Origin of the sequence: Cupriavidus sp. KK10 (assembly GCF_018223725.1) — a bacterium.
Taxonomy (GTDB): Bacteria; Pseudomonadota; Gammaproteobacteria; order Burkholderiales; family Burkholderiaceae; genus Cupriavidus; species Cupriavidus necator.
In genome coordinates this window covers 2,505,042-2,530,342 of sequence record NZ_CP073677.1, presented here as the reverse complement: position 1 = coordinate 2,530,342, position 25,301 = coordinate 2,505,042, and the positions used below count along the sequence as shown (strand labels likewise).

At 66.1% G+C, this 25,301-nt stretch carries 17 protein-coding genes; 5 read left to right on the top strand and 12 right to left on the bottom strand.

Features of this window, described 5'->3' with window-relative positions; genetic code table 11:
* Positions 1 to 15: 15 nt before the first annotated feature.
* From KB879_RS12090 to KB879_RS12080, 3 genes are read right to left on the bottom strand one after another with little or no spacing between them, the layout of a single operon-like run.
* The gene (locus KB879_RS12090) at positions 16 to 1,449 is read right to left on the bottom strand and encodes a UDP-glucose/GDP-mannose dehydrogenase family protein (RefSeq protein ID WP_211981463.1); all 1,434 of its coding nucleotides are present in this window, start codon (positions 1,447 to 1,449) and stop codon (positions 16 to 18) included.
* Complete coding sequence (locus KB879_RS12085) at positions 1,427 to 1,900, bottom strand: VanZ family protein (protein ID WP_211981459.1); 474 nt, start codon at positions 1,898 to 1,900, stop codon at positions 1,427 to 1,429. The genes KB879_RS12090 and KB879_RS12085 overlap by 23 nt, the downstream gene beginning before the upstream one ends.
* Positions 1,890 to 3,269 carry an undecaprenyl-phosphate glucose phosphotransferase gene (locus tag KB879_RS12080; RefSeq protein ID WP_211982184.1) on the bottom strand — a complete coding sequence of 460 codons (1,380 nt, stop codon included), beginning with the start codon at positions 3,267 to 3,269 and terminating at the stop codon, positions 1,890 to 1,892. Before KB879_RS12080 ends, KB879_RS12085 begins: the two co-directional genes overlap by 11 nt.
* Positions 3,270 to 3,814: 545 nt before the next feature.
* Here KB879_RS12080 and KB879_RS12075 point away from each other — a divergent pair.
* Positions 3,815 to 4,633, top strand: a complete 819-nt coding sequence (locus KB879_RS12075) for a transcriptional regulator (protein WP_211981456.1) — start codon at positions 3,815 to 3,817, stop codon at positions 4,631 to 4,633.
* A gap of 30 nt (positions 4,634 to 4,663) precedes the next feature.
* On the opposite strand, the gene KB879_RS12070 is transcribed toward KB879_RS12075, so the two are convergent.
* The gene (locus KB879_RS12070; protein WP_211981454.1) at positions 4,664 to 5,611 is read right to left on the bottom strand and encodes a helix-turn-helix domain-containing protein; all 948 of its coding nucleotides are present in this window, start codon (positions 5,609 to 5,611) and stop codon (positions 4,664 to 4,666) included.
* A 505-nt stretch (positions 5,612 to 6,116) separates the two neighbouring features.
* Here KB879_RS12070 and KB879_RS12065 point away from each other — a divergent pair.
* The 4 genes from KB879_RS12065 to KB879_RS12050 all read left to right on the top strand — a co-directional run bounded on the left by KB879_RS12065 (position 6,117) and on the right by KB879_RS12050 (position 10,565).
* Positions 6,117 to 6,917 (top strand): transcriptional regulator, encoded by an 801-nt coding sequence (locus KB879_RS12065; protein WP_211982182.1) that lies wholly within the window; start codon positions 6,117 to 6,119, stop codon positions 6,915 to 6,917.
* 294 nt (positions 6,918 to 7,211) lie between these two features.
* Positions 7,212 to 8,909 carry a hypothetical protein gene (locus KB879_RS12060; protein WP_211981452.1) on the top strand — a complete coding sequence of 566 codons (1,698 nt, stop codon included), beginning with the start codon at positions 7,212 to 7,214 and terminating at the stop codon, positions 8,907 to 8,909.
* Between the two features lie 167 nt (positions 8,910 to 9,076).
* Entirely contained in the window at positions 9,077 to 10,198 is a 1,122-nt protein-coding gene (locus tag KB879_RS12055; RefSeq protein WP_211981449.1) for a hypothetical protein, read from the top strand.
* A gap of 115 nt (positions 10,199 to 10,313) precedes the next feature.
* Positions 10,314 to 10,565, top strand: a complete 252-nt coding sequence (locus KB879_RS12050) for a hypothetical protein (RefSeq protein ID WP_211981447.1) — start codon at positions 10,314 to 10,316, stop codon at positions 10,563 to 10,565.
* Positions 10,566 to 10,707: 142 nt separating this feature from the next.
* Here KB879_RS12050 and galU read toward each other — a convergent pair whose 3' ends face one another.
* The 8 genes from galU to bcsP form a co-directional block, all read right to left on the bottom strand.
* The gene (galU, locus tag KB879_RS12045) at positions 10,708 to 11,604 is read right to left on the bottom strand and encodes a UTP--glucose-1-phosphate uridylyltransferase GalU (RefSeq protein WP_211981445.1); all 897 of its coding nucleotides are present in this window, start codon (positions 11,602 to 11,604) and stop codon (positions 10,708 to 10,710) included.
* A 722-nt stretch (positions 11,605 to 12,326) separates the two neighbouring features.
* Positions 12,327 to 12,917 (bottom strand): phosphatase PAP2 family protein, encoded by a 591-nt coding sequence (locus tag KB879_RS12040; RefSeq protein ID WP_211981443.1) that lies wholly within the window; start codon positions 12,915 to 12,917, stop codon positions 12,327 to 12,329.
* Between the two features lie 768 nt (positions 12,918 to 13,685).
* Entirely contained in the window at positions 13,686 to 18,074 is a 4,389-nt protein-coding gene (locus KB879_RS12035; protein WP_211981440.1) for a cellulose biosynthesis protein BcsC, read from the bottom strand.
* Positions 18,047 to 19,288, bottom strand: a complete 1,242-nt coding sequence (gene bcsZ / locus KB879_RS12030; RefSeq protein ID WP_211981431.1) for a cellulose synthase complex periplasmic endoglucanase BcsZ — start codon at positions 19,286 to 19,288, stop codon at positions 18,047 to 18,049. The genes KB879_RS12035 and bcsZ overlap by 28 nt, the downstream gene beginning before the upstream one ends.
* On the bottom strand, positions 19,285 to 21,615 hold the full coding sequence (bcsB, locus tag KB879_RS12025; protein ID WP_211981423.1) for a cellulose biosynthesis cyclic di-GMP-binding regulatory protein BcsB: 2,331 nt from the start codon (positions 21,613 to 21,615) through the stop codon (positions 19,285 to 19,287). The genes bcsZ and bcsB overlap by 4 nt, the downstream gene beginning before the upstream one ends.
* 79 nt (positions 21,616 to 21,694) lie before the next feature.
* Entirely contained in the window at positions 21,695 to 23,872 is a 2,178-nt protein-coding gene (gene bcsA, locus KB879_RS12020) for a UDP-forming cellulose synthase catalytic subunit (RefSeq protein WP_371827413.1), read from the bottom strand.
* 14 nt (positions 23,873 to 23,886) lie between these two features.
* Positions 23,887 to 24,660 (bottom strand): cellulose biosynthesis protein BcsQ, encoded by a 774-nt coding sequence (gene bcsQ, locus KB879_RS12015; RefSeq protein ID WP_211981421.1) that lies wholly within the window; start codon positions 24,658 to 24,660, stop codon positions 23,887 to 23,889.
* Positions 24,657 to 25,268, bottom strand: coding sequence for a cellulose biosynthesis protein BcsP (gene bcsP / locus KB879_RS12010; protein WP_211981418.1), 612 nt, complete (start codon positions 25,266 to 25,268; stop codon positions 24,657 to 24,659). Before bcsP ends, bcsQ begins: the two co-directional genes overlap by 4 nt.
* Between the last annotated feature and the right edge of the window lie 33 nt (positions 25,269 to 25,301).

The following is a 25,301-nucleotide window of genomic DNA, read 5'->3' as shown; positions in this document are numbered from 1 at the left end:
AGTATTTTCATTAGCCTACGCCTGGCGATAGTTGCCGATCACCGCGGCCGCGTCCCGGCGGCTCTCGGCGTTGGGTACAACGGAGACCGCTTTCCGCCCAATGCCATAGTACGCAAATCCTTGTTGGCTGAGTTCTGCCGGCTCATACAGATTCCGCCCGTCAAAGATCACCGGTTGACGCAATGCGGCGGCAATGGCGGCGAAGTTCGGCGAGCGGAAGGACTTCCACTCGGTAACCACCACTAGTCCATCGGCATTCTGCAGGGCGGCAGCTTGGTCCGACACAAAGAGGATGCGCGCCGCTGCTGAACCGTCGCTCGCCAGGTCCGCATGGATCGCGCGCTTGGCTTCTTCCATCGCGACCGGGTCAAACGCTTGCACGCTGGCGCCACGTGCCAGCAGTTCCTTGATCACTACGCGGCTCGGCGCCGCGCGCATGTCGTCGGTGTTGGGCTTGAATGCTAGCCCCCAGAGGGCGAAGGTCAGGCCGGCGAGGTCCTCGCCATAATGCGCAACGATCTTCCGGACCAGGATGTGTTTCTGGTCGTGGTTGACGGCTTCCACCGCAGTCAGGATGCGTGGTGTCTGGCCATACTCGTCGGCAGTGCGCTTGAGGGCTTGCACATCTTTGGGGAAACAGGAGCCGCCGTACCCAGTGCCGGCGTAAAGGAAGCCATATCCAATCCGCGGATCGGAACCAATTCCCTGGCGCACCAGTTCGATATCTGCCCCAACCACGTCCGCAAGGTTGGCCAGTTCGTTCATGAATGAAATACGCGTGGCCAGCATGGCGTTGGCAGCGTACTTTGTGAACTCGGCCGACGCGATATCCATGTTGAGTATGCGGTCATGGTTACGGGTGAAGGGCGCGTACAGGGAGCGCATGGTTTCCCGCGCTTTTTGTCCAGAGACACCGGGTTCGGTCCCGATGACGATGCGGTCCGGGCGCATGAAATCTTCGATCGCGGCGCCTTCCTTTAGGAACTCGGGGTTGGAGACCACGGCAAAGTCGAGCGTCGACAGACCGCGTTCCTGCAGTTGCGCGGCGATGCAGTCCCTGACCTTGGCCCCAGTACCCACGGGTACGGTCGACTTGTCCACCACCACCTTCGGGGTGGTCATGTATCGCCCGATATTGCGGGCGGCGGACAGGACGTAGCGCAGATCCGCGGAGCCGTCTTCGTCTGGCGGGGTGCCCACGGCGATGAACTGGATTTCGCCAAAGCTGACACTGGTTTCAATGTCGCTGGTGAAGCGCAGGCGGCCGGCGGCGTAGTTGCGCGCGATGAGCTCTTTCAGGCCGGGTTCATAGATGGGGACTTCGCCGGCGTTGAGCATCTCGATCTTGGTGGCGTCAAGATCCAGGCAAAGGACATCGTTGCCGAGCTCCGCCAGGCAGGTGCCGGTAACAAGGCCTACATAACCACTACCGATGATGGTGATCTTCATGTGCGCAGTTCGAGGGAGGAGGAGATCGATATGAAGCGCCGGCGTCTTTGCGCGCCATTGCGTTTGCGAATGCGTTGGCCAGCGAGAGCACGGCAATGGCGGCTAACGCTGCCGTGAGGTCCGCGAGCAAGTCCGACAGGTTGGACGAGCGGTATGGAAAGAAGCCCTGGATGATTTCGTCCAGGCTGCCCAGCATGGCAACGCTAGCCAGCGTGATGACGGCCCGGTACCGCGAAAAAGCCAGGAAAATGGCCCACGCCAGGCAGGCGTACGCACACAGGTGCATCAGTTTGTCGCCAAACTCCCGGTTGAGCGCCTGCGCCTTGCCCGGGATACTTCCCACCACAAGCATGGTCAGGAAGAACGCGATGGCGGCCGCGAGGCATAGCCTGCCCCGCGGCGTGAACAGCGCTGTAGCTTCGGCGCTTGGGCGCGACAGATCAGTACGCATTCCGCCCCGTCCACCCCTTGAACGCCGTCCAGAAAATAATCCTCACATCCATCCAGAACGACCAGTTCCGGATATAAAAGATGTCGTGCTCCACCCGCTTGGCCATCTTGTCCAGGGTGTCCGTCTCGCCGCGATAGCCGTTGATCTGGGCCCAGCCCGTGATCCCAGGCTTGACCCGGTGGCGCAGCATGTAGAAGTCCAACTGCTCCTTGTACATATTGTTATGCGCCATGGCATGCGGCCTCGGGCCAACCACGCTCATCTCGCCCCTGAGCACATTGATGAACTGCGGCAGCTCGTCCAGGCTGGTGCGGCGCAGGAAGGCGCCGATCGGCGTGATGCGGCTGTCGCCTTTGATGGCTTGCGTGACGGTGCCATGCTCGGCGTGGACCTTCATGCTGCGGAACTTGTAGACGTGGATGACACGGCCGTCCATGCCAAGGCGCTCCTGCTTGAAGAAGACGGGGCCCGGGGAGTCGCGCTTGATCAGGATGCCAATGATCAGGAACAGCGGCGACAGGGCGATGAGTACGAGCGCGGCAAAGGCTCGGTCGAAGATGGCCTTGATCGTGCCCCGTACGCCGAGCGCGGGCGGTCTGTTCATTTCCACCGCGGGCATGCCGAGGAAGTTGCCGACGTTGTGGTTGAGCAGGTCAAAGTCGAGCACGCTCGGCATCCACTTGATGTCGATGAAGTCATTGCGCAGGGAGAAGTTGATCTCCTGCATCAGGCGGAACTCGCTCATCGGCAGGGTGAGCCAGATCTCATCGATCCCTTGGTCGCGTGCGAACTCGGGGATTTGGGCGCTATCGGTGATGCGCCGGCGTCCTTCCGGAGTGGGCTCGCCTTCGGGGGCGTAGATGCCGCTGATCTTGAATCCGGTGGCGTGGCTGGCGGTCGCGCGGCGATACATCTCCTGTCCAGTACGGCCATAGCCAACGATAAGCACGCGCTTGCTGTTGGCGCCGGTGACGCGCACCAGGTTGAGTACGACGCGGCTGGCCACGCGCAGGCCCAGCAGGCCGGCCAGCGAGAAGGCGTACCAGTACACCATCCACAAGCGGGAGAGGGAGTCGGACTGGTGCAGCAGGTAGGTCAGCAGAATGCTGATCAGCCAGACCAGGCTCCAGGCGGACAGCAGGCGCGTGGCGAGCGAGAACAGGCTGCGGCCGCGCCATGAACTGTAGAGATCGAACCCGGGCAACACGATGAAGGCGATCGCGCAGCCAAAGTACTGGACGAACAGGTGGATCGGGGCGTGCGCGCTGGCAAAGCGCGCTTCGGTGGCCAGTATTGCCGCAAGCCAGATGACGCCGGCGTCGAGCAGGCGAACCATCAGCGCGAGCTGATCGTGATGCCTGGCAAACATATCGCGATAGACACCCATTTGCTTCCCCCGAAGCGTTCGCGTAATGGGCGCTCAAGCGAGTGCCCATACCTTTTGTCTCCTCCGAACTTGCAGGCCGCGCACAGTGGCGGCCAGGCTCGTCGCTGGCATGCATCTTGGTTGTGCATGCTCATGGCGCAAACAAAGCAGAGTCGTGCGGGACTGCTTTGCGGCAGTCGGTTCCATGCTGTGGCTGCGGTCAGCTAGTGACCGGCCACTGGCCGCATCCTTGAGTGCCGTCCCTGGAACTGCAACGCTCTCTTCCTGCCGGCGCGCTGGTGGCGCCGGTGTGCTTCGTGTTTCTGGTGCGAATAGTGCGGTGCAGCGTGACCCGTCGGTACCCTGCGTAAGAAGGGAAAGTGGGGCGATGTTTGTGTGGCACCTTTACGTCGCTCTCTTCCGTTTTGAGACGCATGGTCAAGTGCGAGGGGCCGCCACGGCTAAACTCTTGCGTCGGCATTGCGCGCAACGCGGTAATGCCGATCCCAAGCCGGGGTCACGGCAATCTTCCGCAGGATGCAGCAGAGATGAAAGGGAACGTTTTTACCCGCGACGAGCTGGACGCCTATTTTTCTTCCTTCGTGGGCATGGAGGGAGGCAACCCGGCGGCAGCGGTCTGGATTTGCGATCATGTGCCCACCACGGTGGGCTTGCCGCTGGCGGCGCCGCTGGCTCCGCAGCGAGTGCCGCACGCCTGGGACGCGCACTTTCGTGTTGCTCACGCACGGGATATCGCAAGATGGCAGACGCACCAGCGCATCGCGCGCATCATGTCGGCGGCCTGGGAAATGGTGTTGTTCGGCCGGCACGATAACGCCTGCTGGCAGCGCTATCTTGCCGAGTATCTCTACCGTGCGCGCGGGTGGGAATTCAAGCTGAGCCTGTTTCCGCTGCCGATCCGCGCGGACAACGGGCTGCCCTGGAAGCGCGTGTATGGCACGCAGCCCGAGCTCAACCCCAAGGTCAACTACCTGTCACTGTGCCGCAACGGCGGCCGCTTCCGCTTCATCGAGGCACTGCGCCGGCGCCAGCGGCCCAAGGTGGTGATCTGCCTGGGCGAGCGTCACGAGGATGACTACTTGCACGCGTTTGGCATGCGCGGCCAGCCATACACCGAGCATGTCCTGAAGCCGGCTGACCAGGCACGGGTACTGCGCGTCTACCAGGATCAGGGCACGCGCCTGGTTATCTGCCCGGCGGTGGCCGGCGCTGCCGGCCTGGGATCGGACGTCCTGTTGAATGCAATGGGGCACTTCATCAGCCAGTGGCTGACGATCGCCGATTTCCAGATACGGCCAGAAGAGCCCGATCGGCACCGACAGGAAGAGCCCGAAGCCTCGGTGTGACACCGTTTGGCCACTGCGGCCGCGGTGTCATCACGCGGCATGACGCAGCATCCATTGCTGATAATCCTTGCCCTGGACTGCGATCGCGGCTTGCCAGAAGGCACGGTTGCCGGCGTCGGTGGCGTAGGCCCGCAGGTCGCGCGGTGACATGCCGAGGGTGCGGCGGAATGCGCGCGTAAAGTCGGACGGGCTGTTGAATCCCAGCCCGTAGGCAATGTCGTTGACAGCCAGGTGAGGGTAGCGCACCAGGTCCTGCGCGGCAGCCCGCAGCCGGCTCTTGCGGATATAGGCTTGCACGCCGCCTTCAGGTTCGAACAAGCGGTAAAGGGTGGCTCGCGAGATTTCCAGCTTTGACAGCAGCCTGGTGGGCGACAGTCCGGCCTGGCCGGGATCGGCGTCTATCAGCCGACGGGCGCGTGCCAGTACGGCGCTGCGCACCGCGGCGCGAGTGCTGCCGTCCAGGCCCACGCCTCGCCGCAGGGCCCCGACCAGCAGCTCCACGCCGGTGCGCATTGCGTGCACGGCGGCCTCGGGTGTCATGGTTGGCAGATCGCGACTGAGCGCGACGGCGTGTGCGACGGCCAGTCGGCTCAGCGGTGTGTCGGTCTCCACGATACGTCCGTGCGCGGCCTCGGCCTCCATGAAAATGGCTTCCATCGTTATGCGCGGGACGAAGAATGAGAGCGCGCGTGTTGCCTCGCGCCGCATCTCAATCGGCTGCCCAAGGTCCGTCAGCAGAATACCTCCGTGGCGCGGCTGTGGATTACGGCGCTCACCCACCACTACGCCGGCGCTGCCTTCGACGAAGACCTGTATTGCGTGATGCCGTGCCGAGTCAGTCGAGATACGCGCGAGGCTGCGTTGCAGCGTGACGCCGTCACAGCGGCAGTCCGTGAAAGACATGTCCGCGATCAGGTAGCGGTCGATGGCTGCGTGGAAGGGCGCAAGGAGGCTGTCGCGCGTGACCTTCAGGTCCATGACGTGCCCAACGCGTTGTCGCCACGCAAGTATCTGACCCCGGGCGGCCTGCGGTCCATCGGCACCTACCTCGAAGTGGCTGTGCGGCAAGCGTTCGGGTTCGGCGCGCGTGAACTGGGTAGCGTGGCGCGGTGAGGCTGGGACGTTTGACACTATCGATGACGCGAAGCTTGGTGACTGGTTACCGGCCGGTACAGAACAGAACATTGGCGCACGAGGGCAACTTTAACCCAAACGCACGACGTACGTGTGACATGCGGGCACGCTTGTAGCTTGACTTGCTACGAGTTTATTGAGGCCTCGCGCGCGTGATTGCCGTGATATTGCGTTGAACGTTACCCCGCTTACGAAGGGAAACGAGATGACAACGTATCCCTCGAATGGGGGGAGAAAACACGCTGATTCGCGCGCAGAATCCGGCCGCTGCCTAGTTTGTGTGGTGCAACAAATCGCTGAGCGGGGGCTCAGCCTTTTGGCATCCTTTACTCACCCACGCGGTAGAGGCATGAAAACAGAACCGAATACAGTGTTTACGCGTGAACAGCTCGAAGAATATTTCGCGTCGTATGTAGGGATGGAAGGGGGAAATCCGGATGCGGCAGTATGGTTTTGTGACAGTTCACCGCATCCGAGAGCGGAGTCGATGGTGGCGCCGCTGGTTCCGCACGCGCAAGCCAGTGCGTGGGACGCTGCGTACCGCCACAAGCACCGCGCCCACATGGAGCGCTGGCAGTCGCACCAGAAGATTGCCAGGATCATGGCCGCAGCGCGCGCGCATTTCTTCAACACGCCCCTGGGCGAGCGGGACTGGAAGCATTACTTCGACCGTCATCTGTACGCGCCGCACGGCGCGGAGTTCAAGCTCAGCCTGTTTCCGCTGCCAGCGCGGCTGATTAACCAGACACCGTGGTCGACGGCATTCCGCGGCCAGCCGGAGCTTGTGCCCAGGCAGCGTTACCTCGAGCTTTGCCGCGATGGTCAGCGCTTCGCCTTCATTGACAGGATCCGCAGGCTCTGGAAGCCAAAGGTGGTGGTATGCCTGGGCGAGCGCCACACCGACGATTTCGTGCAGGCGTTCGCGCTCGGGAATGTGCGCGGCGCCGACCATATCCTGCAGCCCGCTGACTTGCCCAAGACCCTGCGCGTGCTGGAGCACGACGGCACCACGTGGATCATCTGCCCGGCACTGGCCGGCGCAGCGGGACTGACGTCTGACGTGTTGCTTGACGCAATGGGGCAATACATTGCCGGCTGGCTGGGACCGGGCGATTTTCCTGCGCTCTGCTCTGGTGCAGACGCCTGTTAGCGAGGCCGTAGTGAGTCACGGCGGGCGTGCGTCGGCGATGCTGCAGTGCGGCTTACGAGGCTGCGCGCAAGGACAGGCTATCCCCCGCCAAGTAGGGGTGACACCGATTAGGGGATTTGTTTATCTGTGTGCTGGCGCGATCTGCAAGCTGCTGCAGCAAAAAACCGCTTGCGAGCCGAAGCGTGGCACGACAGGGCAGCGTAGGGCGCCGGAGACTGTGTGCGGCAGTATTCCGTCGCAGGATTACCCACCATGTATCGACGTACCGAAGTATCGATCTCAGGAGAGAGAAGCGTGCAAACCAAAACCCGGAACATCTTCACCCTCGGCATCATGGCTGCCGCCGCGGCAACGCTTGTTGCTTGCGGTGGCGGCGACGATTCGCCGACGCCGTCCCAGCCTTCTGTCACCGTGAGCGGCAAGGCGGTGGACTTCTACCTGTCTGGCGCGACGGTCACCTTCCTCGATTGCAGCAACAAGACCACGACGACGAATGCAACCGGCGACTTCACCTTCCCTGCAGGTTGCACCACGAGCGCGCTTAAGGTGACCGGCGGCACCGATATCGGTACTAACCAGCCGTTCACCGGGGTGCTGCAGGCACCGGCGGTGACATACAAGGAGGGCGTGACACCGGTGATCTCGCCGCTGACCACGCTGGTTGCGCAACTCGGCCCGACTCAGGCAGCTGCACTGGCGGCGAAGCTCGGCCTGGCAGGCAAGGACCTGGCCACGCTGGACCCGATGCAGGACGCAGCCACGCTCAGGGCGGCGGTCGTGGTACAGCAACTGGTCGACCAGGTCGCCAAGACGCTGACGGGCCTGGCCACGGGTGGCACGCTGACCGCCGAGGCTGCGGCCGCAGCGGCTGCCAAGGCGGTCGCCACCGCCGTGGCCGGCGCGTCGGGCACGGCTGACCTGGCCAGCAGCGGGCTGGTGACGAGCGTGGTGTCGGGCGCTGTGCAGAACGCCCAGAGCGGCCTGCCCGCGAGCCTGCAGTCGAACATTGCCGCCGTGGCAGCCAACGTGGCCGCACTGACCGCCCCGCTGATCACGAGCCAGGTGTCGAGCGTGAGCACAGCGCTGGACGACATCGCGCTGAGCAGCAGCCCGGCCGAAACGTTGTCGAAGCTGAAGGCGAGCGGGTCGATCAACGTCGTGACCGAGAGCGCACAGACCACGACGACCACGGCGCTGGTCAAGGCTATAACGCCGGCCGCGCTGACCGATGCGTCGAACGCGACTAAGCTGGCCGCACTCGGCGACGCCGTGTCGACCGGCAATACCACCGAGATCCAGCAGGCATCCGCGGACCTGGGCAGCGCGGTGAACAGCACCGCGATCAACGAGGTGGCGAACGCAGTCAAGCTGACCAACTACGTCCTGCTGTCCAACCTGACGATCAACGGCCAGGCTTACCCGATCACCGACTCGATCTCGGTCACGGGCGGCACGCTGAGCTCGATCAAGGTCGCGCTGACGCAGAATGGTGATGCCTTTAATGGCGGCCCGTCGCAAGTGCGCGCTGGCCTGAGCTATACCTACGGCGGCAACCAGGTCGACGTCATCATCGAGAACGTGACGCTGACGTTCAACGGGTCGCAACTGGTGGATGTGGTGGTGCCGGCCAACACGACTTATTCGTTCGAGATCAGCGGCAACGTGTCGGCTGCCGCAAGCCTGACCAATGGCGTCGCGGACAACCTGTTCGACAGCGCCAACGGCGGTTCGCTGAACCTCCCGTTCACGGTGTTCCTTGGCAAGCTCAAGTCTGCCGGCGCGCTGAGCCAGGCGCAGGTTGACGCCCTCACGCCGAAGTCGCCCAGCACGTTCCCCGTGACGTTTGCGCTGACAGGTATTAGCGGCAAGGACGTGAAGCTGGGTGCGCTGGTGGACGGCAGCGTGGAGAACGCCAAGACGGCGTCGGTGAGGACTGACGCGGCCAAGGTGACCGGCGACGGCCTCAAGACTACGGTTACGCTCAACCAGTGACCGGCGCGTAGTGCTGCCTTCCGCCAGGATGGGGAAGGCCATGCCCCCGGTCATCCGGACGCATGCCTCAGGGCAATGCCATGGGTGGCCGGGTTCTTTTTGTGTCTGCATCGAGTCCCTGTGGATGCACCACGAATGAGGCTTGCCCCGCAGCCTCGGAGTTTTCTATGCAGCTGTTTCGCAAGCGCCGGCTGGATCAAGCCTGCGCGCTGGTGCTGGGCCTGTCGTGCGCGGGCGCGGCCAGCGCCGCGCCGGACGATGTATTCATGCAGGCCGAGCCCGCCACGGGCGAGTTCACCTCGGTGCGGGTGGAGGCCAGCTACGACATGGTCAATCGCACCGTGGATGTCTTCAACCTGCGCGGGCAGCAGGGCCCCGTGTCGGACAACGCCGGCGACTATCGCGGTGGCAAGCTGATGCTGGGCTACAAGTTCTCGCCGTACTGGTCGGGGTCGGCCACCTACTGGCGCCGCGGTATCGATTACGGACAAGACCATAACCAGATCGACAGCTGGATGTTGGCCATGCACTACGACCCGCTGGCAGAGCCTGGCGCGCGCGATCGCATCATGGTGCGCTTCTCGCTATGGGGAGACCACTCCGGCAGCCTGAACCGCTCGACGCCGGTCACGGTTCGCAACACGACCTTCAACAGCCTGACGGTGAACAACGCGAATGACGTCCAGGGCCAGGCCGACGTCATCTTCTCGGGCGAGCTGACCGAGCGCAACCAGCTCACGGGTTTCGTCGGGCTCGGGATCAGCCGTGTGACCATCGGGAACCTCAATGCCGGGCTGCAGCGGGGCAATTGCAATTTCAACGTCGCCATCGGCTCTGACAATATCGCCAACGGCGCGCTGGCCGCACCGTGCCGCGCTGGCAATGCCACCCTCCAGTCGGCCTCGTTCGCAGTCGACGCCAGCCAGTTCGGGATCAATTTCAACGACGATTTCAACTACACGGCCGGCTACCTGAACCTGGGCGGCTCATGGCGCTGGAAGTACGAGAACTTCGCCGCGCGGCTGGGCTACCAGTTCCAATACCTGCTGCGTAGCAATGTCGATGACCGCGCGAAAACCTATGGCTACTCGCCGATTCGCTCGAACCATACGCTGGGGCTGGAGCTATCGTATGCGGTAGTGAAGAACGTGGAGGTGTTCCTGCGCGGCCAGGCGTCGCTGTACAACTTCGTCGGCACCATCCCGTTCCTCTATAACGCCACGACCGCGGGCAAGCTGGACCGGTACTACGGCTACGGCTCGATCGGCATTCGCTTCTCCGGGTTCTGAAATCGAGATCCAGACTGGGTCCTTCTCTTTCAACAGACATAGGATGGCTGGGAGGCGCGAGTAGCGTGGCCAAGTAGTAGTGTTGATTCCTGTTTGTCACCAAGCCAATTTCGCTATGTCGCAATACACCTGGCTTGCAGTTCGAGCCTTGGGCATCGGTACGCTCATCGTGACCGTGGCCGTAGTCTTCCGGCAAGCATATCTGCGCGTTGCCACCGAGGCCGGCATTGCCAGCCCAGCAGAGGCGCACAGGGCAACGATGTTGAAGCAATGCGAGGCTATGCACAGCCGCCTGAAGAGTCGCCGTGTTTCCGAAGACGCTGCAGAAGCAGACCGGGATCCGCGCGCCCTTTGTATCGAATCGTGACTGTAAGGGGGCTGGCATCGCCGCTGGATACACAGCGACGCTTGCAGTCTTGTTTGTGAACCGCCGTATGCGGAGCCGCACGGACGGTGGTGAGAGGGGTGAGGGGGGGCCCCCTCACCAAACTCAATGGCAGGCAGCTTCGTCAGGCAACCACACTGTCAGCCTGATGATGGTCACCCCGCCCCAGGTAGCGGCGGAAGTCGGGGCCGACTTCCGGGTGCTTCAGCGCGTACTCGACAGTGGCCTTCAAGTAGCCAAGCTTGTTGCCGCAGTCGTAGCGCGTGCCCTGGTAACGGTAGGCCAGCACCTGCTCCTGGCCGAGCAGTGACTGGATGGCGTCGGTGAGCTGGAACTCGCCTCCGGCGCCCGGCTTGAGCTGCCGCAGGTGGTCGAAGATGCGCGGCGTCAGGATATAGCGGCCGACCACGCCCAGGTTGGAGGGAGCATCTTCCGGCGCGGGCTTTTCCACGATGCCGGACATCTTGATGACGCCCTCGTCCCATTCGCGTCCGTCGACTACGCCATAGGAGCGGCTCTGCTCCGACGCGATCTCTTCCACCCCCAGCACCGAGCAGTTGTAGTGGTTGTAGATGTCGACCATCTGCTTCATCACCGGCGGATTGCCGTCGATCAGGTCATCGGCCAGCATGATGGCAAAAGGCGCGTCGCCGACAAGTTTGGCTGCGCACAGCACCGCGTGGCCCAGGCCCAGTGCTTCGGGCTGGCGCACATAGAAGCACTCGACGTTGGCCGGCTTGATAGAACGGACCGCGTCCAGCAGCGCCTGCTTGTTCTTGGCCTCGAGCTCCACTTCCAGTTCGTAGGCCTTGTCGAAATGGTCCTCGATGGCGCGCTTGGAGCGGCCCGTGACAAAGATCATCTCGGTAATGCCGGCGGCCATGGCTTCTTCCACGGCGTACTGGATCAGTGGCTTGTCGACGACAGGCAGCATTTCCTTGGGACTCGCCTTGGTGGCGGGGAGGAAGCGGGTGCCCAGTCCCGCGACGGGGAAGACGGCTTTGGTAACGCGGTTGTCCATATCCTGTGTTCCTTCTGAATGTTTAGTGGTTCAATCAGCTGCTTCCACAACTCGTTATCAATGATCGGCTTTGCCATCACCCTGATCCGTCGTTACGCTGGCTCAGCCAACAACTTCTGCCTGCGGCGCGCAGTTACGACCGATGCGGCAGCATGCACGCTCCAGCCCCGTCGCGCGACGTAGCAGTTCGATGCCAGCCCGGTGGCATTTCGCATCGAGCAGTTGTCGGAATTTTGCATAAGGCAGGCTCGAAAGCATGCGGGCACGATTTGGGCTGGCCTATCCCGGCGCCTTCTTCCTGGCGCTGAAGTCCAGGTTCTCCGCACCAGCGGCTTCCCCTTCGCCAAGGCCTTCGGGGGGCTTTCCCTTTCAAGAATACGTGCGCACAACCTTGCTCTTGAGCGGCCATGGTCGCGCGGCGAGTATCCAGATACAGATCAGCGGCCCAAGAATCGGGATCAAGGAAAGATAGGCATATAGCGCGCTGAATCGCGCAGACCTGAACACGATGCGGAATGGAACGAACCATGCCGCCTCGAAGGCGACGAACGCTAGCAAATAGAGCATCGCGGCTTACCGGTGAGATTGACCCTGAGCGAAGCGCATTCCTGGTTTATTGTGCGCTGCAACTTGATTCTACCTACTCGTCAGCTGGGCCGATCCCCCCTGAGTAAGGGACTGCAAGCGAATGGGTTCGACCTCGAGTCCCTCCCCACTTGACGTTAGCGTGCGGCCGAAACTGCGGAGAATGAACGTGCGCATAGACCTCGTGAATGTGCCTCGATCATGGTCTGGAAGGGCGCGTGGTTTCCATACGCCGCGGTGGTGACGAGGATGAGCGCAGCCGCGGCGGCAACCGGTCGAAATGGTCTGAATTCAGAGCGCGTGAAAGCGCGAACAAAGAGCGCGCCAATTGCAGCGCCCAAAAGCCAGCCCGCGATGACTTCGGGAACCGTGTGCGCGTGATCGAAGACCCTGGCGACAGCAGTCAGCAGGCCGACAAGCAAGCCGGCGATGGCGCCGATGCCCGCGTTGCCTCCCATGCCCCGGGAAAGGAGTGCAATGGCGACGGTCCAGACCGCAGTCGACAAGGTCGTATGCCCGCTGATCATGCGAAATCCGATCGAGGAAATCTCGAACCCGCATCCGGCGTACAGGACTTTAGTGATGCCGGTGAGTGCCATGCCGGCCGACAGAAGCAGTATCCAGCGGATGGCCAGGCCGGGAGCTGATACTCCCAGCCAGACTGCGCATGAAATGGCGACTGGTAGCGTCAATGCGGCATCGCCGACATCGCTGATTGCGTTCCACATGGTCTCTTTGGGGAGAGAAGCTGCCGCAGCTTAGCGCAGCCAAAAGAAACTGCATTCAAGGTAATCGGGGGAGGCTGCTGCGGTGGCGGCTGGGGCAAGCTGATACAGCACGACGGCATATGCCGCGATGAAGCGCAGGAGGTCAAGGCAGATCGGGGCCGGAGTCGCCGGGCGGCCTCTTCATTTCGGAGCCTTTGGCTGCTGGAGTGTTGAACTGCCCGTGGACGGGTACAGAGATGGTGAACGCGGCTGGGAATTTGTCATTCCGCTTCTTTCAGACGATGTGTCTCCAAACTGGGAACCGCCTGTTGTGCCGCTATAGCGCCTCCCAATATCGGCGTTCACGCCACCCGCGGAGTAGCTTTGCATTTGGCCAGAGCCGTAGCTGGCACCACCGTACTGCGTGCCACCAGTCTGGCCGTAGCTGGCCACACCCAGACGCTGGCCGGCATTGGCGCCCCCGGCAACCAGCACGAATATCAAGAGGGATGGAAATTTCATCTGCAACCTCCGCTCGTGAATGTGTGCGCACAGGCCTTGTCTTGAGCGGCCCACGCTCGAACCGCAAGCGTTTATTGTGCGCTGCAACCTGATTCTACCGACTCGTCGGCTATGTCGATCCCTTCGAAGTAGGGGATTCCAGGTGATTGCCCCGGACTCGAATGGCTCCCCACCGCGGCCATCCCGAGGCCTGAGCACCCGCCGCAGCCGTCTGTCCGGCTGCGCCTGCTTTCCGATCATTGACGCCGCGCCGGCCACGCGGCGCAATCAGAACGGCAGCGGGCCCACCGCGGATTGCGGCGGCACCGGCGGGAACGCGATCAGTCCGGTCTGGCGCTGCAGCGCATAACGTACGTAGACGCCGGCATACCATTGGCGATAGTCTCGTGCGTTGTCGATGCCCACCAGGCCGCCCACATAGAGTTGCTGCGCCGCCTGGTATTCGATCGAGCCGACCAGGTTGTAGGCCAGGCCGGTCTTGGACTGGCCCGGGTAGACTGCGCTGGTCGCGTTGGTCAGGCCCTTGCTGTTGGCGGTGGCCACCGCGGCATTGGCCGCCGACTGGGCCGCCGCGTCAGTCGGGAAGTAGTTGGAGTCATCCTCGCTGAACGCCTGCACCCCGAGCGCGCCGCGCACGTTGTAGGCCAGCCGCCCGGTGCGGCCCGACAGCGAGAGCGGCACCGTGACCGCGAAGTAGGTCTGCGGGCTGAAGTACCCGCCCTGGCCGAAGGTGAAGTAGCGCAAGTTCTCCGCATACCCCATCGAGGTAAAGTTCACACCGCTCATCAGGCGCTGGTCTGGGGTGTCGATCACGCGCAGGTAGAAGCCGCCGCCGCCTTCCCAGCGCGTGTTGCGCTTGACGTCGTGGCCGGTCAGCAGGCCATAGCCGCCGTAGCCGTAGATGCCGAAGAGTCCGTCGTCCCAGCCGACGTCCGCGCGCGCGCTGCTGTTCATCACGCCGCCCCATTGCTGGCCCGTGCGCTCGTCGCGCACGCCTGCGTAGGACAACAGGCTGTCTGTCACTGGCCGGCGCGAAGCACCGAGCGACAGCGTGGTGCGCTGGGTCAGCGGCAGGTTCAGGCGCGCACCGGCGTTGACGTCGGTGTAGCGAAAGCCCAGCGGCGTGCTGCCCAGGTCGGCATTGAAACGGTCGGATTCGTAGGCTACGCCGAGCGCCACCCCAAAGGCGTTCTGCGTGCCCGCCGAAGCGGATTTCAGCGGGCTGCCGTTCAGGTTGACCGCCGCGCCGTTCACGCCATAAGCCAGCGGACCGCCGCCAAAGCGCGAGGCGTTGTTGAAGTCGCCGCCGACCGAACCGGCATCCAGCGCCACCGGCGTCACGCGTGCCACCAGCTTGCCGTTGCCCGCCGCCATCTTGGCCTCCGCCGTGACCTGCAACTCGGTGAGCTGGCTCATGCCGGAATCGCCGTTGCGCCCGCGCAGCATGGGGCCGCCCGCGAGCGTGGCGGTACGCTGGGACTCGATTTCCTGAAGTTCCTGCTGGGCTGTCCTGGGACCGGTCGGGTTGGCCTGCGAATCGGTGTCGGCCAACCACGGCGCGCGCGACTGGGCGCCGAGCGGCTGGCGGGCCGGCACGGCGGATGCGGCGCCGTAGCCGTCGGCTGCGGCCACTGTCTGGGCAGCGGGGTATTGCGGTGCCGGGTATGGTGGCGCCTGGTACGGCGCCGCATTCGGAAACGGCGCCGGATACTGCCCGGCCGGCTGCTGCGCCTGCGCAACAGGATAGGCAGGCGCAGCCGCCACGACCTTCGTGCTCTTGCCGCGCGTGGCACTGCTGGCGGCCGGCGCGCGCGGCGATGCGCTGGCCGGCTGCGGGTAGTAGGCCTGCGGCTGGATGGCCAATGCGCCCGCGGCCGGCGCCGTGCCGAGGGGCGCGGGGATATACGGCTGGCCGTAGGCCTGCGCGCTGGTATGCATCATCACCGGCGGGGGCAGGGCTGCTGCTGCGGTCGGCGCCGGCACGGCCACGTAGGGTGCCGGCGAGCCCGGGGGCGGCAGTTGCGAACTGCCGCGTTGGCCCGGCAGGCCGACAAAGGGGTTGGCAGGGACGCGGTCGAAGCCAGAGGCGTCAGGGCGGGCGCCGGGCGCGGCCCCGGCGGCGCTCTCTGCCGCCACCGCGGCGCGGAAATAGTCGGCCGCGCGCGACGTCTTGCCCTGCGCGCGGTAGAGGCGGCCGGCGGCGGTCAGCACTTTGGGCGACTTAGGCGCCTGCGCCAGCGCCATCTGCAAGGTGCCTTCGGCCCAGCTGAACTCCTTGGCGGCGGCGGCGGTACCGATTGCGGCCAGCATCAGGTCCAGGTTGCGCGGGTCTTTCTCCAGCACGCTTTCATACAGCGCGAGCGCCTTCTTGTTCTCGCCGGCCTGCGCGTACATGCGCGCCAGGCTCGCGCGCACGGCGCCGTTGCCGGGGCGCTCGGACAGCGCCGGGGCCAGCGTGTCGTAGGCCGCGACCAGGTCGCCGGCTTCGGTCAGCGCATCGGCCTGGCGCACGATATAGGCCACGCGCACATCGTCGTAGTCGCGCCGCTGGGGCTGGCTCATGCTGGCGCCCGCCAGCTGGCGCAGCACGCCGGCCAGCTCTACGTCCTGCCTGGTCTTGAGCAGGATGGCGGCGTACTGCAGCTGCATGCCGACGTCCGCGCGCGGCGTGCGGCTCATCACGCTGCGCATCAGCGACAGCGCGCGCACCTCGTCGCCGGCATCGGCGTAGGCCAGTGCCAGCGCGCCAAGCTGGTCGGCATCCTGCTGGGCATAGCGCTCAGCCTCCTGCAGCACGGCCAGCGCGGCGCGCTGCTGGCCGGCCGCGGCCAACTCGCCGGCGCGCGCGGCCTCGGCGTGCACCCACAGGCGACGCTGCAGCGTGCCCATGTCGCGCGTGCGGTTCTGCGGCGGGATCCGTTCGAGCGCATCGAGCCCGCCTTGCCAGTCGCCGGTCTCGGCCGACAGCAGGGCGCTGGCGTAGAGTGCGTCCGGCATGTCGGGGTTGGACAGCAGCAGGCCGTCCATGATGCCGCGCGCCTGCTCCTTCTGGCCCACCGAGGCAAAGGCGCGCGCCGCGTCCAGGCGTACCCACGGGTTGGTGGGATCGGCTGCCATGGCGTCTTCGAGCGCGCGGCGCGCGCCGGCGGTGTCGCCACGCTTCAGGGCGGCACGCGCCTGGGCACGCGCTTCGTCGGCGCGCAGCTTGCCGAGCGAGCCGACCTTCTCCTGCTGGGCCGGCGTGAGGTTCTGCACCATGGCCAGCGCTTCTGCGCTCTTGTTCTGCGCCGACAGCACGCCCACCAGCCCGCGCGTGGCGTCGGGATTGTCCGGATGCTGTTTGAGCACGCGGCGGTAGACGGCCTCGGCCTGCGCGTACTGGCCTTCCTCGGCCATCAGGTCGGCCAGGGCGACCTGAGCGGAGGGCTCGCGCGCGTCCAGCTTGATGGCACGTTCGAGCAGGCGGCGCGCTTCGGCGCGGTTGCCGGTGTTGCGCGCTGCGCTGGCCTGCTCGGAGAGCAACCAGTAGGTGGCGCTGTTCTGCGCTGCACGGTAGCGGCCGCCCGCGCCGCGCCTGGTGGCCTGCTCGAAATAGTCCACCGCCTCGGCGAACTTCTCCTGCTTGAGCCGCAGCACGCCCATGCCGCCGAGCGCGTCGGCATCGTCGGCGTGTTGCGCCAGGGCGCTCTGGAAGCGCTCGCCGGCGCGTTCGAGATTGCCCGCGTCGAGGGCGTCGAAGCCCTGCTGCACAAGCTGGCGCACCGGGCTCACGCTGGCGCCGGACACGCGCGCGCCATCCTGCTGTGGCTGCGGCTGGATCCTGACGGCATCGAGCTTCGCGCGGATGGTGGCATCGTCGGGATGGCTGGCCAGCCACGCCTGGTACAGCGGCGCATCGGCCGGGCGCCCGCCCAACCAGGTCAACGCGCGGCGCCAGTTCTCGCGCGCCTGACCCGCCACGTCGGGGCTCTTGCTGAGCGCTTCGAGCCCGCGGATGCCTTCGCGCCGGGTGGATTCGCGGTAGGTCAGGTGCTGGGCCAGGGCGAGCTGGGCGCGGTGGTCGGACGGATTGGCGCGCGCGAGCTGCTCCAGGCCCTTGCGGGCCTCTTCCCAGCCTTGCGCGGTGCCGCCCAGGGTCTGGTAATACTCGAGCGCGAGGTTGCCTTGCGGCGCGGCGCCGCCGGCGGCCTGCTGGTAGCGCTTGACCGCTTCCTCGCTCTGGCCGCTGCGTGCGAGCTGGCGCGCCTGCTCGAGCTGCTGGCCGGTGCCGCCGCTGGTGATAAGCTGCGTCAGACGCGCCACCTGAGACGAGCCGGGCTGGGCTTTCTGGAGCCGCTCGAGGTAGGAGCGCGCCGCATCGGCACGGCCCGACTCGGCCTCGGCCACGCCCATTCCGTACAGCGCCTCGGGCTGGTTGGGATTGAGGCGCAGGATTTTCTGCCACGCTTCGGCGGCGCGGTCGCTGCGGCCGCGTTGCTGCCAGTACTTGCCCTGGTCCACCAGCAGTTTGACCGGGTCCTCCTGGGCGGCGGCGGCTGCGGTGAATGCGGTCAGCAGGCTCAGCACGAGCGTTTTCGCGCGCAGTTGCCTGGCGCGTGGCGCCCGCAGGGAAATGGTCGCGCGTCCGTTCATGGCCGGGCGCTTGCGGTTCGGCATTCTTTCTCCCACTCCAGCTCGAGTTGCCCCGAAAGGGCGAACCGGTAGCGGCCTTCGGCAAAGCCGAGGCCGAATAGTCCCAATACGGTGTCGTAATACGTGGCGGCGGGCTTGCCCGCGGCTGCCGCGCCGAGCATGGCCTCGGCGCGCGCGCGCTGCGCCGCGGCGGCCGGCGATCCGGCCGCCTGCAGGAAGGGCACCAGCGCGGCGGAAAAGCCGGCCGGGCCTTCGCCCTCGAGCGCGCCGCTGCCGGCGTGCATGCGCTCGGGCGGGGCGGCGCGCCCCACCATGCGCTGCGCCTGCGGCGCCATCACCTTCATCAGCACACGCCCGGCGGCATCGCCACGCGGCGTCATGCCGGCCCACAGGTAGACCCGGATCGCGTCATAGCTGCTCACGTCGCCGTTGACGGGGTCGGTAAGGAAACCCATGCCGCCCTGGTCGGTGCGGTATGCCGACCAGTCGGGCACGATGCCCTGTCTCGCCACTGCCTCGACCAGGCGCCCGGCCTGCGTGGCAAGCGTGCCCCACGGCCCGGACGGATCGCCGCCGGCCAACCGGCGCAGCAACGGCACCGGCAGGTAGCTGGCGTTGAGGCGCCACTGGCGCGCGCCGTCTTCCTTGCCTTCGGCAAAGCCCTGCGGCCCCGGCAGCAACATGGCACCGAAGCCCGGCAGCGACACCACTTCCTCGCGCGCCACCAGCTTCAGCAGTGCGCGCGCCTGCCCGGCATAGCGCGGCTGGCGCCACACGCGGGCCGCCTCGAACAGCGCGAAGGCAAACCACAGATCGGCGTCCGAGGCGGAGTTGGCGTCGATCACGCCCCACGAACCGTCGGTGCGATGGCCCCATTGCCAGGCCGGCAGCTTGTCCTGCAGGCTGCCCGCGCCGAGGTTGGCGATGCTCCATTGCCAGAGGCGGTCGAATGTGGCGCGGTCATTGGCGATCAGCGCGAACACCATGCCGTAGGACTGGCCCTCGGAGGTGCTGTGCTGCTCGCGCGTGGACGGGTCCAGCACGCGGCCGTCGGCCTGCACGAAGGACGACAGGAAGTGCTGGTACAGCGGCCAGGGGCAGGAGGAGGGCGCAGCGGCGCCCGCCAGCGTCGGCCAGCCTCCCAGCGCCGGCAGGGCGGCCAGCGGTGCGAGCCGGGCCATCGCGCCAAGCCCCGGCAGGCGCGCCAGCCAGCGGCGGCGCGGCTGGTTGACGTTCACGTGGGTTCTCCCCGCTTGCGCCGGTTGGCACGCGCGCGCAACGAGACGAACAGCAAGGCCGCCAGCAACAGCGCGGCGCCGCCGATCATCGGCACCATGGTCAGCGACCGCCGCGACAGCCACCACTGCGCATAGGTCCACGGCGGCAGCTTGCCCACATGGTAGTTCTGCTGCGCCGCCAGGCTCTCGACCTCCTTGCCGTGCACCAGCGCCAGGCTGCCCTGCACGCGCTTCACCTGCTCGGGATCAAGCAGCACCTCGGTCATCGCCAGCAGGCCCTGGGGCGCATTGCTGGCCAGCGCCACCACGCTGCGCCCGGGCGCCAGCGGCGACTCGAAGCCGCTGAGCACGGCGTCCGTGCTGACGCTGGTGAGCGACAGGCGCGTCTCCACGGGACGGTTGCGCGTACCGTCGGCGCCGTTCCACCAGCCCATCACGGTGGAGACGATGTCGGTCAGCGCAAAGTGTTTTTCATTGCCCGCCAGCGAGACCGGCATGCGCGCGGCCCACTGGGTGAAGAGCGGCTGGTTCTGCGTGGTGCCGATCACCAGCAGGTCGCGCGCGGCCATCTTCCCGACCTGGGCCGCGCCGGCCACCGCCACGCCGGTGGCGGGGTGGCCGGTGGATTCGCCCATGCGGCCCATCAGCGTGAGATAGGCGGAGTAGTCCTCGGCGCCGGGCTTGTCCGGAAGGATCACCGCGGTCTCGGCGAGGTCGGCCAGGCGCGTGAAGGGGAAGCCGCTGTTGCCGAACACCGCCAGATCCGGCAGCGCGATAAAGTGCGGCAGGCCGGAGACGTCGATGGTGGAGTCGGGATCGATGGCGCCCTTGACGTTGTCGATCAGCACGTCCTTGCAGGCGCCTTGCTTGAGATAGTCGTAGTAGAAATGGAACTGCAGCTGCGACTGCGCGGGCAGCATGAACAGTGGCAGCTCGATACGCTCATCCACCGGCACCGAGCCGTCCGGCAACACCTTGGCCAGCAGCTGGCTGGCGCGGCCGTCCGGGTTCTTGACCGGGCGCAGGGCGTAGGCGCGCAGGAACTGCTGGTTGACGTTGATGTTGAGCGTGGACTTGTCCAGCGCCGGGCGCGGTGTGTAGCGGTACTTCAGTTCGATCGGGATGCCCTTGCTGCGCCAGCCGAATAGGTCCGGCGGCAGGCGGAAGTTCACGCGCACCAGGTCGGGGCTGTAGCCCGAGACGTTGAGGTCGCGCACCTCGACGAGTTCACCGAAACGAACCGGGCGGTCGCTGCGGATCCAGTTGGGCGCGTCATAGGGCACGCGCGGCGCGCCCTCGTCGAGCTTGCTGATGGTGGCGCTCTGGCCGGAGAGTGCGCGTGCGCCCAGCGTAAGTGCGCGCGCGGCGGTCTTGAGCTCGGCGCTGTCGCGGCCCATCACCAGCAGCAACTTGGCGTTGGCATCGCCGGGATTGGGCACCACCGCGAGCGCCGGGCCGTTGATGGCCGGCACCGCCACGCCGGCCGGCTTTTCGTCGTTGGTGACAAACACCACTGCGTTGCCGCTGGCGGGCACCTGGTTGAGGGCGGCGGCAAACGACGCCCCGCGATAGCCGGCCAGCGCGCCGAACCACGACGACACCGCGCCGGCGGCTTCCAGCGTGGCGGCCGAGGGCTGGCCCGCGAACACGAAGGGCAGCCTGAGGCGGCCCACGTCGCGGCGGTCGAAGAACGGCAGCGGCAGCAGCGAGAGTTCATTGGCCAGTGCCACTGGCGCGAGCGTCAGCTCCAGCATGCTGCTGTTGCCCACAGTGGCCCACAGGCTGGAGTGGAATGGGTCCTCGCACTCAGTGGTGTAGTGGCCGATCAGCTGCAGGTTGAGCCGGTTGAACTCGGTGATCAGGCGCGGCGAGATGGTGAGGTCGCGCTCCAGGCTGGTGCCCGCGGTTTCCCTGGGCACCGGCACGGTGGCAGCGACCTCGCCATTGACCATGACGTTGATGTGCGAGAGCGACGGGATCAGCGCGGGCGAGTACGTATAGCGCAGCTTGAGCCTGGCCGCGGTCACCACTTCGTCGGCCCGGATCGAGAATGGCACGCCGTTGATGGCGTCCACCCCGCGCAACTGGAACGGGGCGTCGGCGCCGAGTTGCTTGAGGGGGATTTGCACGGTGCGGCTGCCGCTGCGCGGCGCGGCGGGTGCGGCCGCAAGACCGGCACCGGCAGCCTGCGCGGCAACCGTGTCGCGCAAGATATCCGACTGGGCGGGGCGCTGTGCGCCGGCGGGGTGCACCGCCAGCATGGCGAGCGCGAACAGGGTGCCCATGCGGGTGAGTGCGGGCAGGCGTGGTGTCTGGTTCAAACGCATTCTCTTCTTGTGCCAGTGGTCCGTTGCATGTGGTGCGCCGCAGCCGGACGGGACGCGGCGCGTGAACGGCTCTGGCTGGTCAATTGGCGGAAGCGCCGGGCTCGGGCCGGCGCAGCAGCCGGCGCATCTCGCGGCTCAGGTGGAACATCACGTTATGGAAGCCGAGCAGGCCGATGCGCAGGATCTGGCCGGCCGCCATGCCGGGCGCGTCCGGGCGCTTGCGGCCCCACGAATCGATCCAGGCGTCGGCGCGGGCGAAGGTGCACTGGATGAAGGCCATCTCCTCGCGCGGGCTCATCTCCCCCAGCACCAGCCCGGTGTGCGACTCGCCCTGGAACACCACCCTGGCGGGGAACATGTGCTCGTCGTGTTGCAGGTACAGCGAGATCCGCACTGGCTCGCCCACCTGGGCCTCGACGCCATGCGGCAGCCGGATGCCGATGCCGCCTTCGGCAAAGTCGATGGTTTCGCATACCACGGCGCGGCCGTCGCCGAAGTGCAGCGTGGCCGGCAGCTTCATCGCCACGCGGTGCGCCTCGCGGATCTGGCGCGTCTCGCTGGCCGCGGCAATGGACGCGCCCAGGATGATGAGGTTGTAGAAGGTCCAGGCCAGGTTGAGCACCACCGTAGTGGCCTCCTGGTGCCACACGAACAGCCGCAGCAGGCCCACCACCACGCCCAGCAGGTTGAACAGCAGCAGCACCAGGTAGGGGCGCGAGATGACCCAGTCGAAGTACGCTTCCTCGATCACGCCGCCCTTGGGCGTCACGTTGAACTTGCCGGCCGCCGGGTTGACGAAGGCCACCAGCACCGGGCGCATGATGTACCACGCCAGCACCGATTCGTAGACCTCGTTCCAGAAGGAATGGCGGAACTTGCCCTGGATGCGCGAGTTGGTCATGTTCGCGTGCAGCATGTGCGGCAGCGCGAAGATGGCGATGGTCAGCGCCGAGGCCTGGATCACGTGCGCGCCGAACAGCAGGTAGGCCAGCGGCGCGGTCAGGAACACCAGCCGCGGCAGCCCGTAGAAGAAGTGCAGCATGGCGTTGAGGTAGCACAGCCTCTGCGGCAGCGACAGGCCCGGGCCTAGCAAAGGGTTGTCCACCCGGCAGATCTGCGCCATGCCGCGCGCCCAGCGGATGCGCTGGCCGACGTGGCCGGACAGGCTTTCGGTGGCCAGCCCGGCCGCCTGCGGAATCGCCAGGTAGGCCGTGCCGTAGCCCTTGCGGTGCAGCTTGAGCGCGGTGTGGGCGTCCTCGGTCACGGTCTCCACCGCAATGCCGCCCACTTCGAGCAGCGGCGCGCGGCGGATGATGGCGCACGAGCCGCAGAAGAAGGTGGCGTCCCACAGGTCGTTGCCGTCCTGCACCAGGCCGTAGAACAGCTCGCCCTCGTTGGGCACCTCCTGGAAAGTGCGCAGGTTTTTCTCGAACGGATCGGGCGAGAAGAAATAGTGCGGCGTCTGCAGCATGGCCAGCTTGCGGTCCTTGATGAACCAGCCCATGCAGATCTGCAGGAAAGAGCGCGTGGGAATGTGGTCGCAGTCGAAGATCGCCACGTACTCGCCGTGGGTGTTCTTGAGCGCCTCGTTGATATTGCCGGCCTTGGCGTGGCGGTTGTGGTTGCGCGTCACGTGGGTGACGCCCACCTTCTCGCAGAACGCGCGGAACTCCTCGCGGCGGCCATCGTCGAGCACGTAGACGTTGATCTTGTCGCGCGGCCAGTCCATCGACATGGCGGCGAACACCGTGGGCTTCACCACCGACAGCGGCTCGTTGTAGGTGGGGATGAAGATGTCGACGGTGGGCCAGGTGGCGCTGTCCGCGGGCATCGGCACCGGACGGCGCTTCAACGGCCAGGCCGTCTGGAAGTAGCCGAGCAGGAGGACCACGAAGGCATACAGCTCGGCCAGCACCAGGCCGATGCCGAACGCCGCGTCGACCCAATTGCCCAGGCTTATCGTCTCCGTCAGCCGCCAGTACATATAGCGGCTGGACACCGCGACCGACAGCACCACCATCATCAGGGTGGCGAGATGGCCCTTGACCCGGTTCAGCCACATGGCCAGCACGATGCAGGCCGTGACAAAGCCGACTTGCTGCCAGAATTCCAGCGGCACCGTGACCACCAGCGCAAACATGAACAGCGCCAGCACCAGCGCCAGGGTGCGTACCGGCCTGCGGTTCCACAGCGGCAGTTCCACGAAGCCATTGCCGAACCGCTGCAAGGCCGCCGACAACGCGTTGGGGGAGCGCATGGACTGGTCTGGCTTCACGCGGCTTCTCCATGGGCCGCCATGACGCGGCGCAGCCACGCGGCGCAGCGCTGCAGGTCGTGCGTGGCCTGGCTATGTGGGTTGTACTCGAGCACGCTGCGGTCGTAGGCAAGCGCCTCGGCCACGGCCTGGTCCTGGTGGATCACCCCCAGCACGCGCTCGCCGAGCTGGGCGCGCAGCACTTGCACCACGTCCTTGCCAAGCTGGCGGCTCACGTCCACCTGGTTGATGACCAGCACGTGGCCTAGGTAATCGGGACGGCCTTCGCAATAGGTGCGGATCAGGTCTTCCATCAGGGGCATGGTGGCGTACGAGGCGGCGTCCGGCAGCGAGACCATCACGCAAAGCTGCGCGCATGACAGCGCCTGCCGCATGTAGGGCGAAGGGCCCGGCGGCGTATCGATGACCACAACGTCGTCGCGCCCCAGGCCCAGCGTGCCGAGCTGCGTGCGCAGCCAGCCAGGATGGGTGACGAGATGGGCCTCGAAGGCGGAGCGGTCCGCTTCGTTGAGCGCGCCGAACGGCATCAGCACCACGCGAGAGCGGCCGCGGTACATGCTCTGCTGCCAGGCCTCGCCTGCCAGCGTGGCGCGCGCGTGGCCCGACACCTCGTGCGGCGGCATGCCGAAATGCAGGCGCAGTGCATTCTGCGGGTCAAGGTCGACGGCGAGGACGTGCTCGCCGGCCATGGTCAGGGCTTCGGCGAGGTTGGCCGACAGCGTGGTCTTGCCCACACCGCCCTTGGCCGAGACGACTGCAATGATTTTCACGAGCGATTCAGCCGATCGAGGAAGGAACGGCGGGCGGGCACTCGCTCGCTGGCCGGAGCCGGCTGCGGGCGGCCTTCGAGCCGCGCGAATACGCGCGACAGTTCGGTGCCGGCAGCGACCGGCTGGGCAGGCTGGATCGGGCTTGCCCGCTCCGGCTCGGCGGGCTCGGGTGTGGGCGTCCAGATGGCGGCGGGGCAGGAGGATGCTGCAGGCTCGGCAGCAGGAGTGAGACCGGATGCGTGGCCAGATGCGGGACCTGAAGCGGGCGGCACCGCCGGGACAGCCTGGGCCAGCGTCTGCGGCGCCGGCAGCATGCCTTCGGGCGTGCGAAAGCGCGGCGCCATCGCGGGCGCCTCGACCGGGTTTGCCATCGGCTTTCCCGCGGCCGTCATGGCCGGCGACGCTACGGGCGCAACGGGTGCCGCCGCAGGCTGTCCAGCGCTATGCACCGGCGGCACGAGGCCGGCGCCGTCCACCCGCACCGCCGACAGCAGCGGCCAACGCTCGCGCGCTTGCGCCGCGGCGTCCTCGCGCACGATCTCTTTATAGGCTTCCGGCTTGCCGCCAAAGCGCTGGAACAGCTGGGACAGGTCGTCTAACTGGCTCATGGTTCTGACTCACGGAGAGGAGTGCTGTTGCTG

Coding starts and splice junctions, on each gene's coding strand:
- bcsA (WP_371827413.1), bottom strand. CDS start 23,872: ATGCGCTCCCCCAACGCGTTGTCGGCGGCCTTGCAGCGGTTCGGCAAT.
- KB879_RS12035 (WP_211981440.1), bottom strand. CDS start 18,074: ATGCCGAACCGCAAGCGCCCGGCCATGAACGGACGCGCGACCATTTCC.
- KB879_RS12040 (WP_211981443.1), bottom strand. CDS start 12,917: ATGTGGAACGCAATCAGCGATGTCGGCGATGCCGCATTGACGCTACCA.
- KB879_RS12075 (WP_211981456.1), top strand. CDS start 3,815: ATGAAAGGGAACGTTTTTACCCGCGACGAGCTGGACGCCTATTTTTCT.
- KB879_RS12055 (WP_211981449.1), top strand. CDS start 9,077: ATGCAGCTGTTTCGCAAGCGCCGGCTGGATCAAGCCTGCGCGCTGGTG.
- galU (WP_211981445.1), bottom strand. CDS start 11,604: ATGGACAACCGCGTTACCAAAGCCGTCTTCCCCGTCGCGGGACTGGGC.
- KB879_RS12085 (WP_211981459.1), bottom strand. CDS start 1,900: ATGCGTACTGATCTGTCGCGCCCAAGCGCCGAAGCTACAGCGCTGTTC.
- KB879_RS12065 (WP_211982182.1), top strand. CDS start 6,117: ATGAAAACAGAACCGAATACAGTGTTTACGCGTGAACAGCTCGAAGAA.
- bcsB (WP_211981423.1), bottom strand. CDS start 21,615: ATGCGTTTGAACCAGACACCACGCCTGCCCGCACTCACCCGCATGGGC.
- KB879_RS12050 (WP_211981447.1), top strand. CDS start 10,314: ATGTCGCAATACACCTGGCTTGCAGTTCGAGCCTTGGGCATCGGTACG.
- KB879_RS12070 (WP_211981454.1), bottom strand. CDS start 5,611: ATGGACCTGAAGGTCACGCGCGACAGCCTCCTTGCGCCCTTCCACGCA.
- bcsP (WP_211981418.1), bottom strand. CDS start 25,268: ATGAGCCAGTTAGACGACCTGTCCCAGCTGTTCCAGCGCTTTGGCGGC.
- KB879_RS12080 (WP_211982184.1), bottom strand. CDS start 3,269: ATGTTTGCCAGGCATCACGATCAGCTCGCGCTGATGGTTCGCCTGCTC.
- KB879_RS12090 (WP_211981463.1), bottom strand. CDS start 1,449: ATGAAGATCACCATCATCGGTAGTGGTTATGTAGGCCTTGTTACCGGC.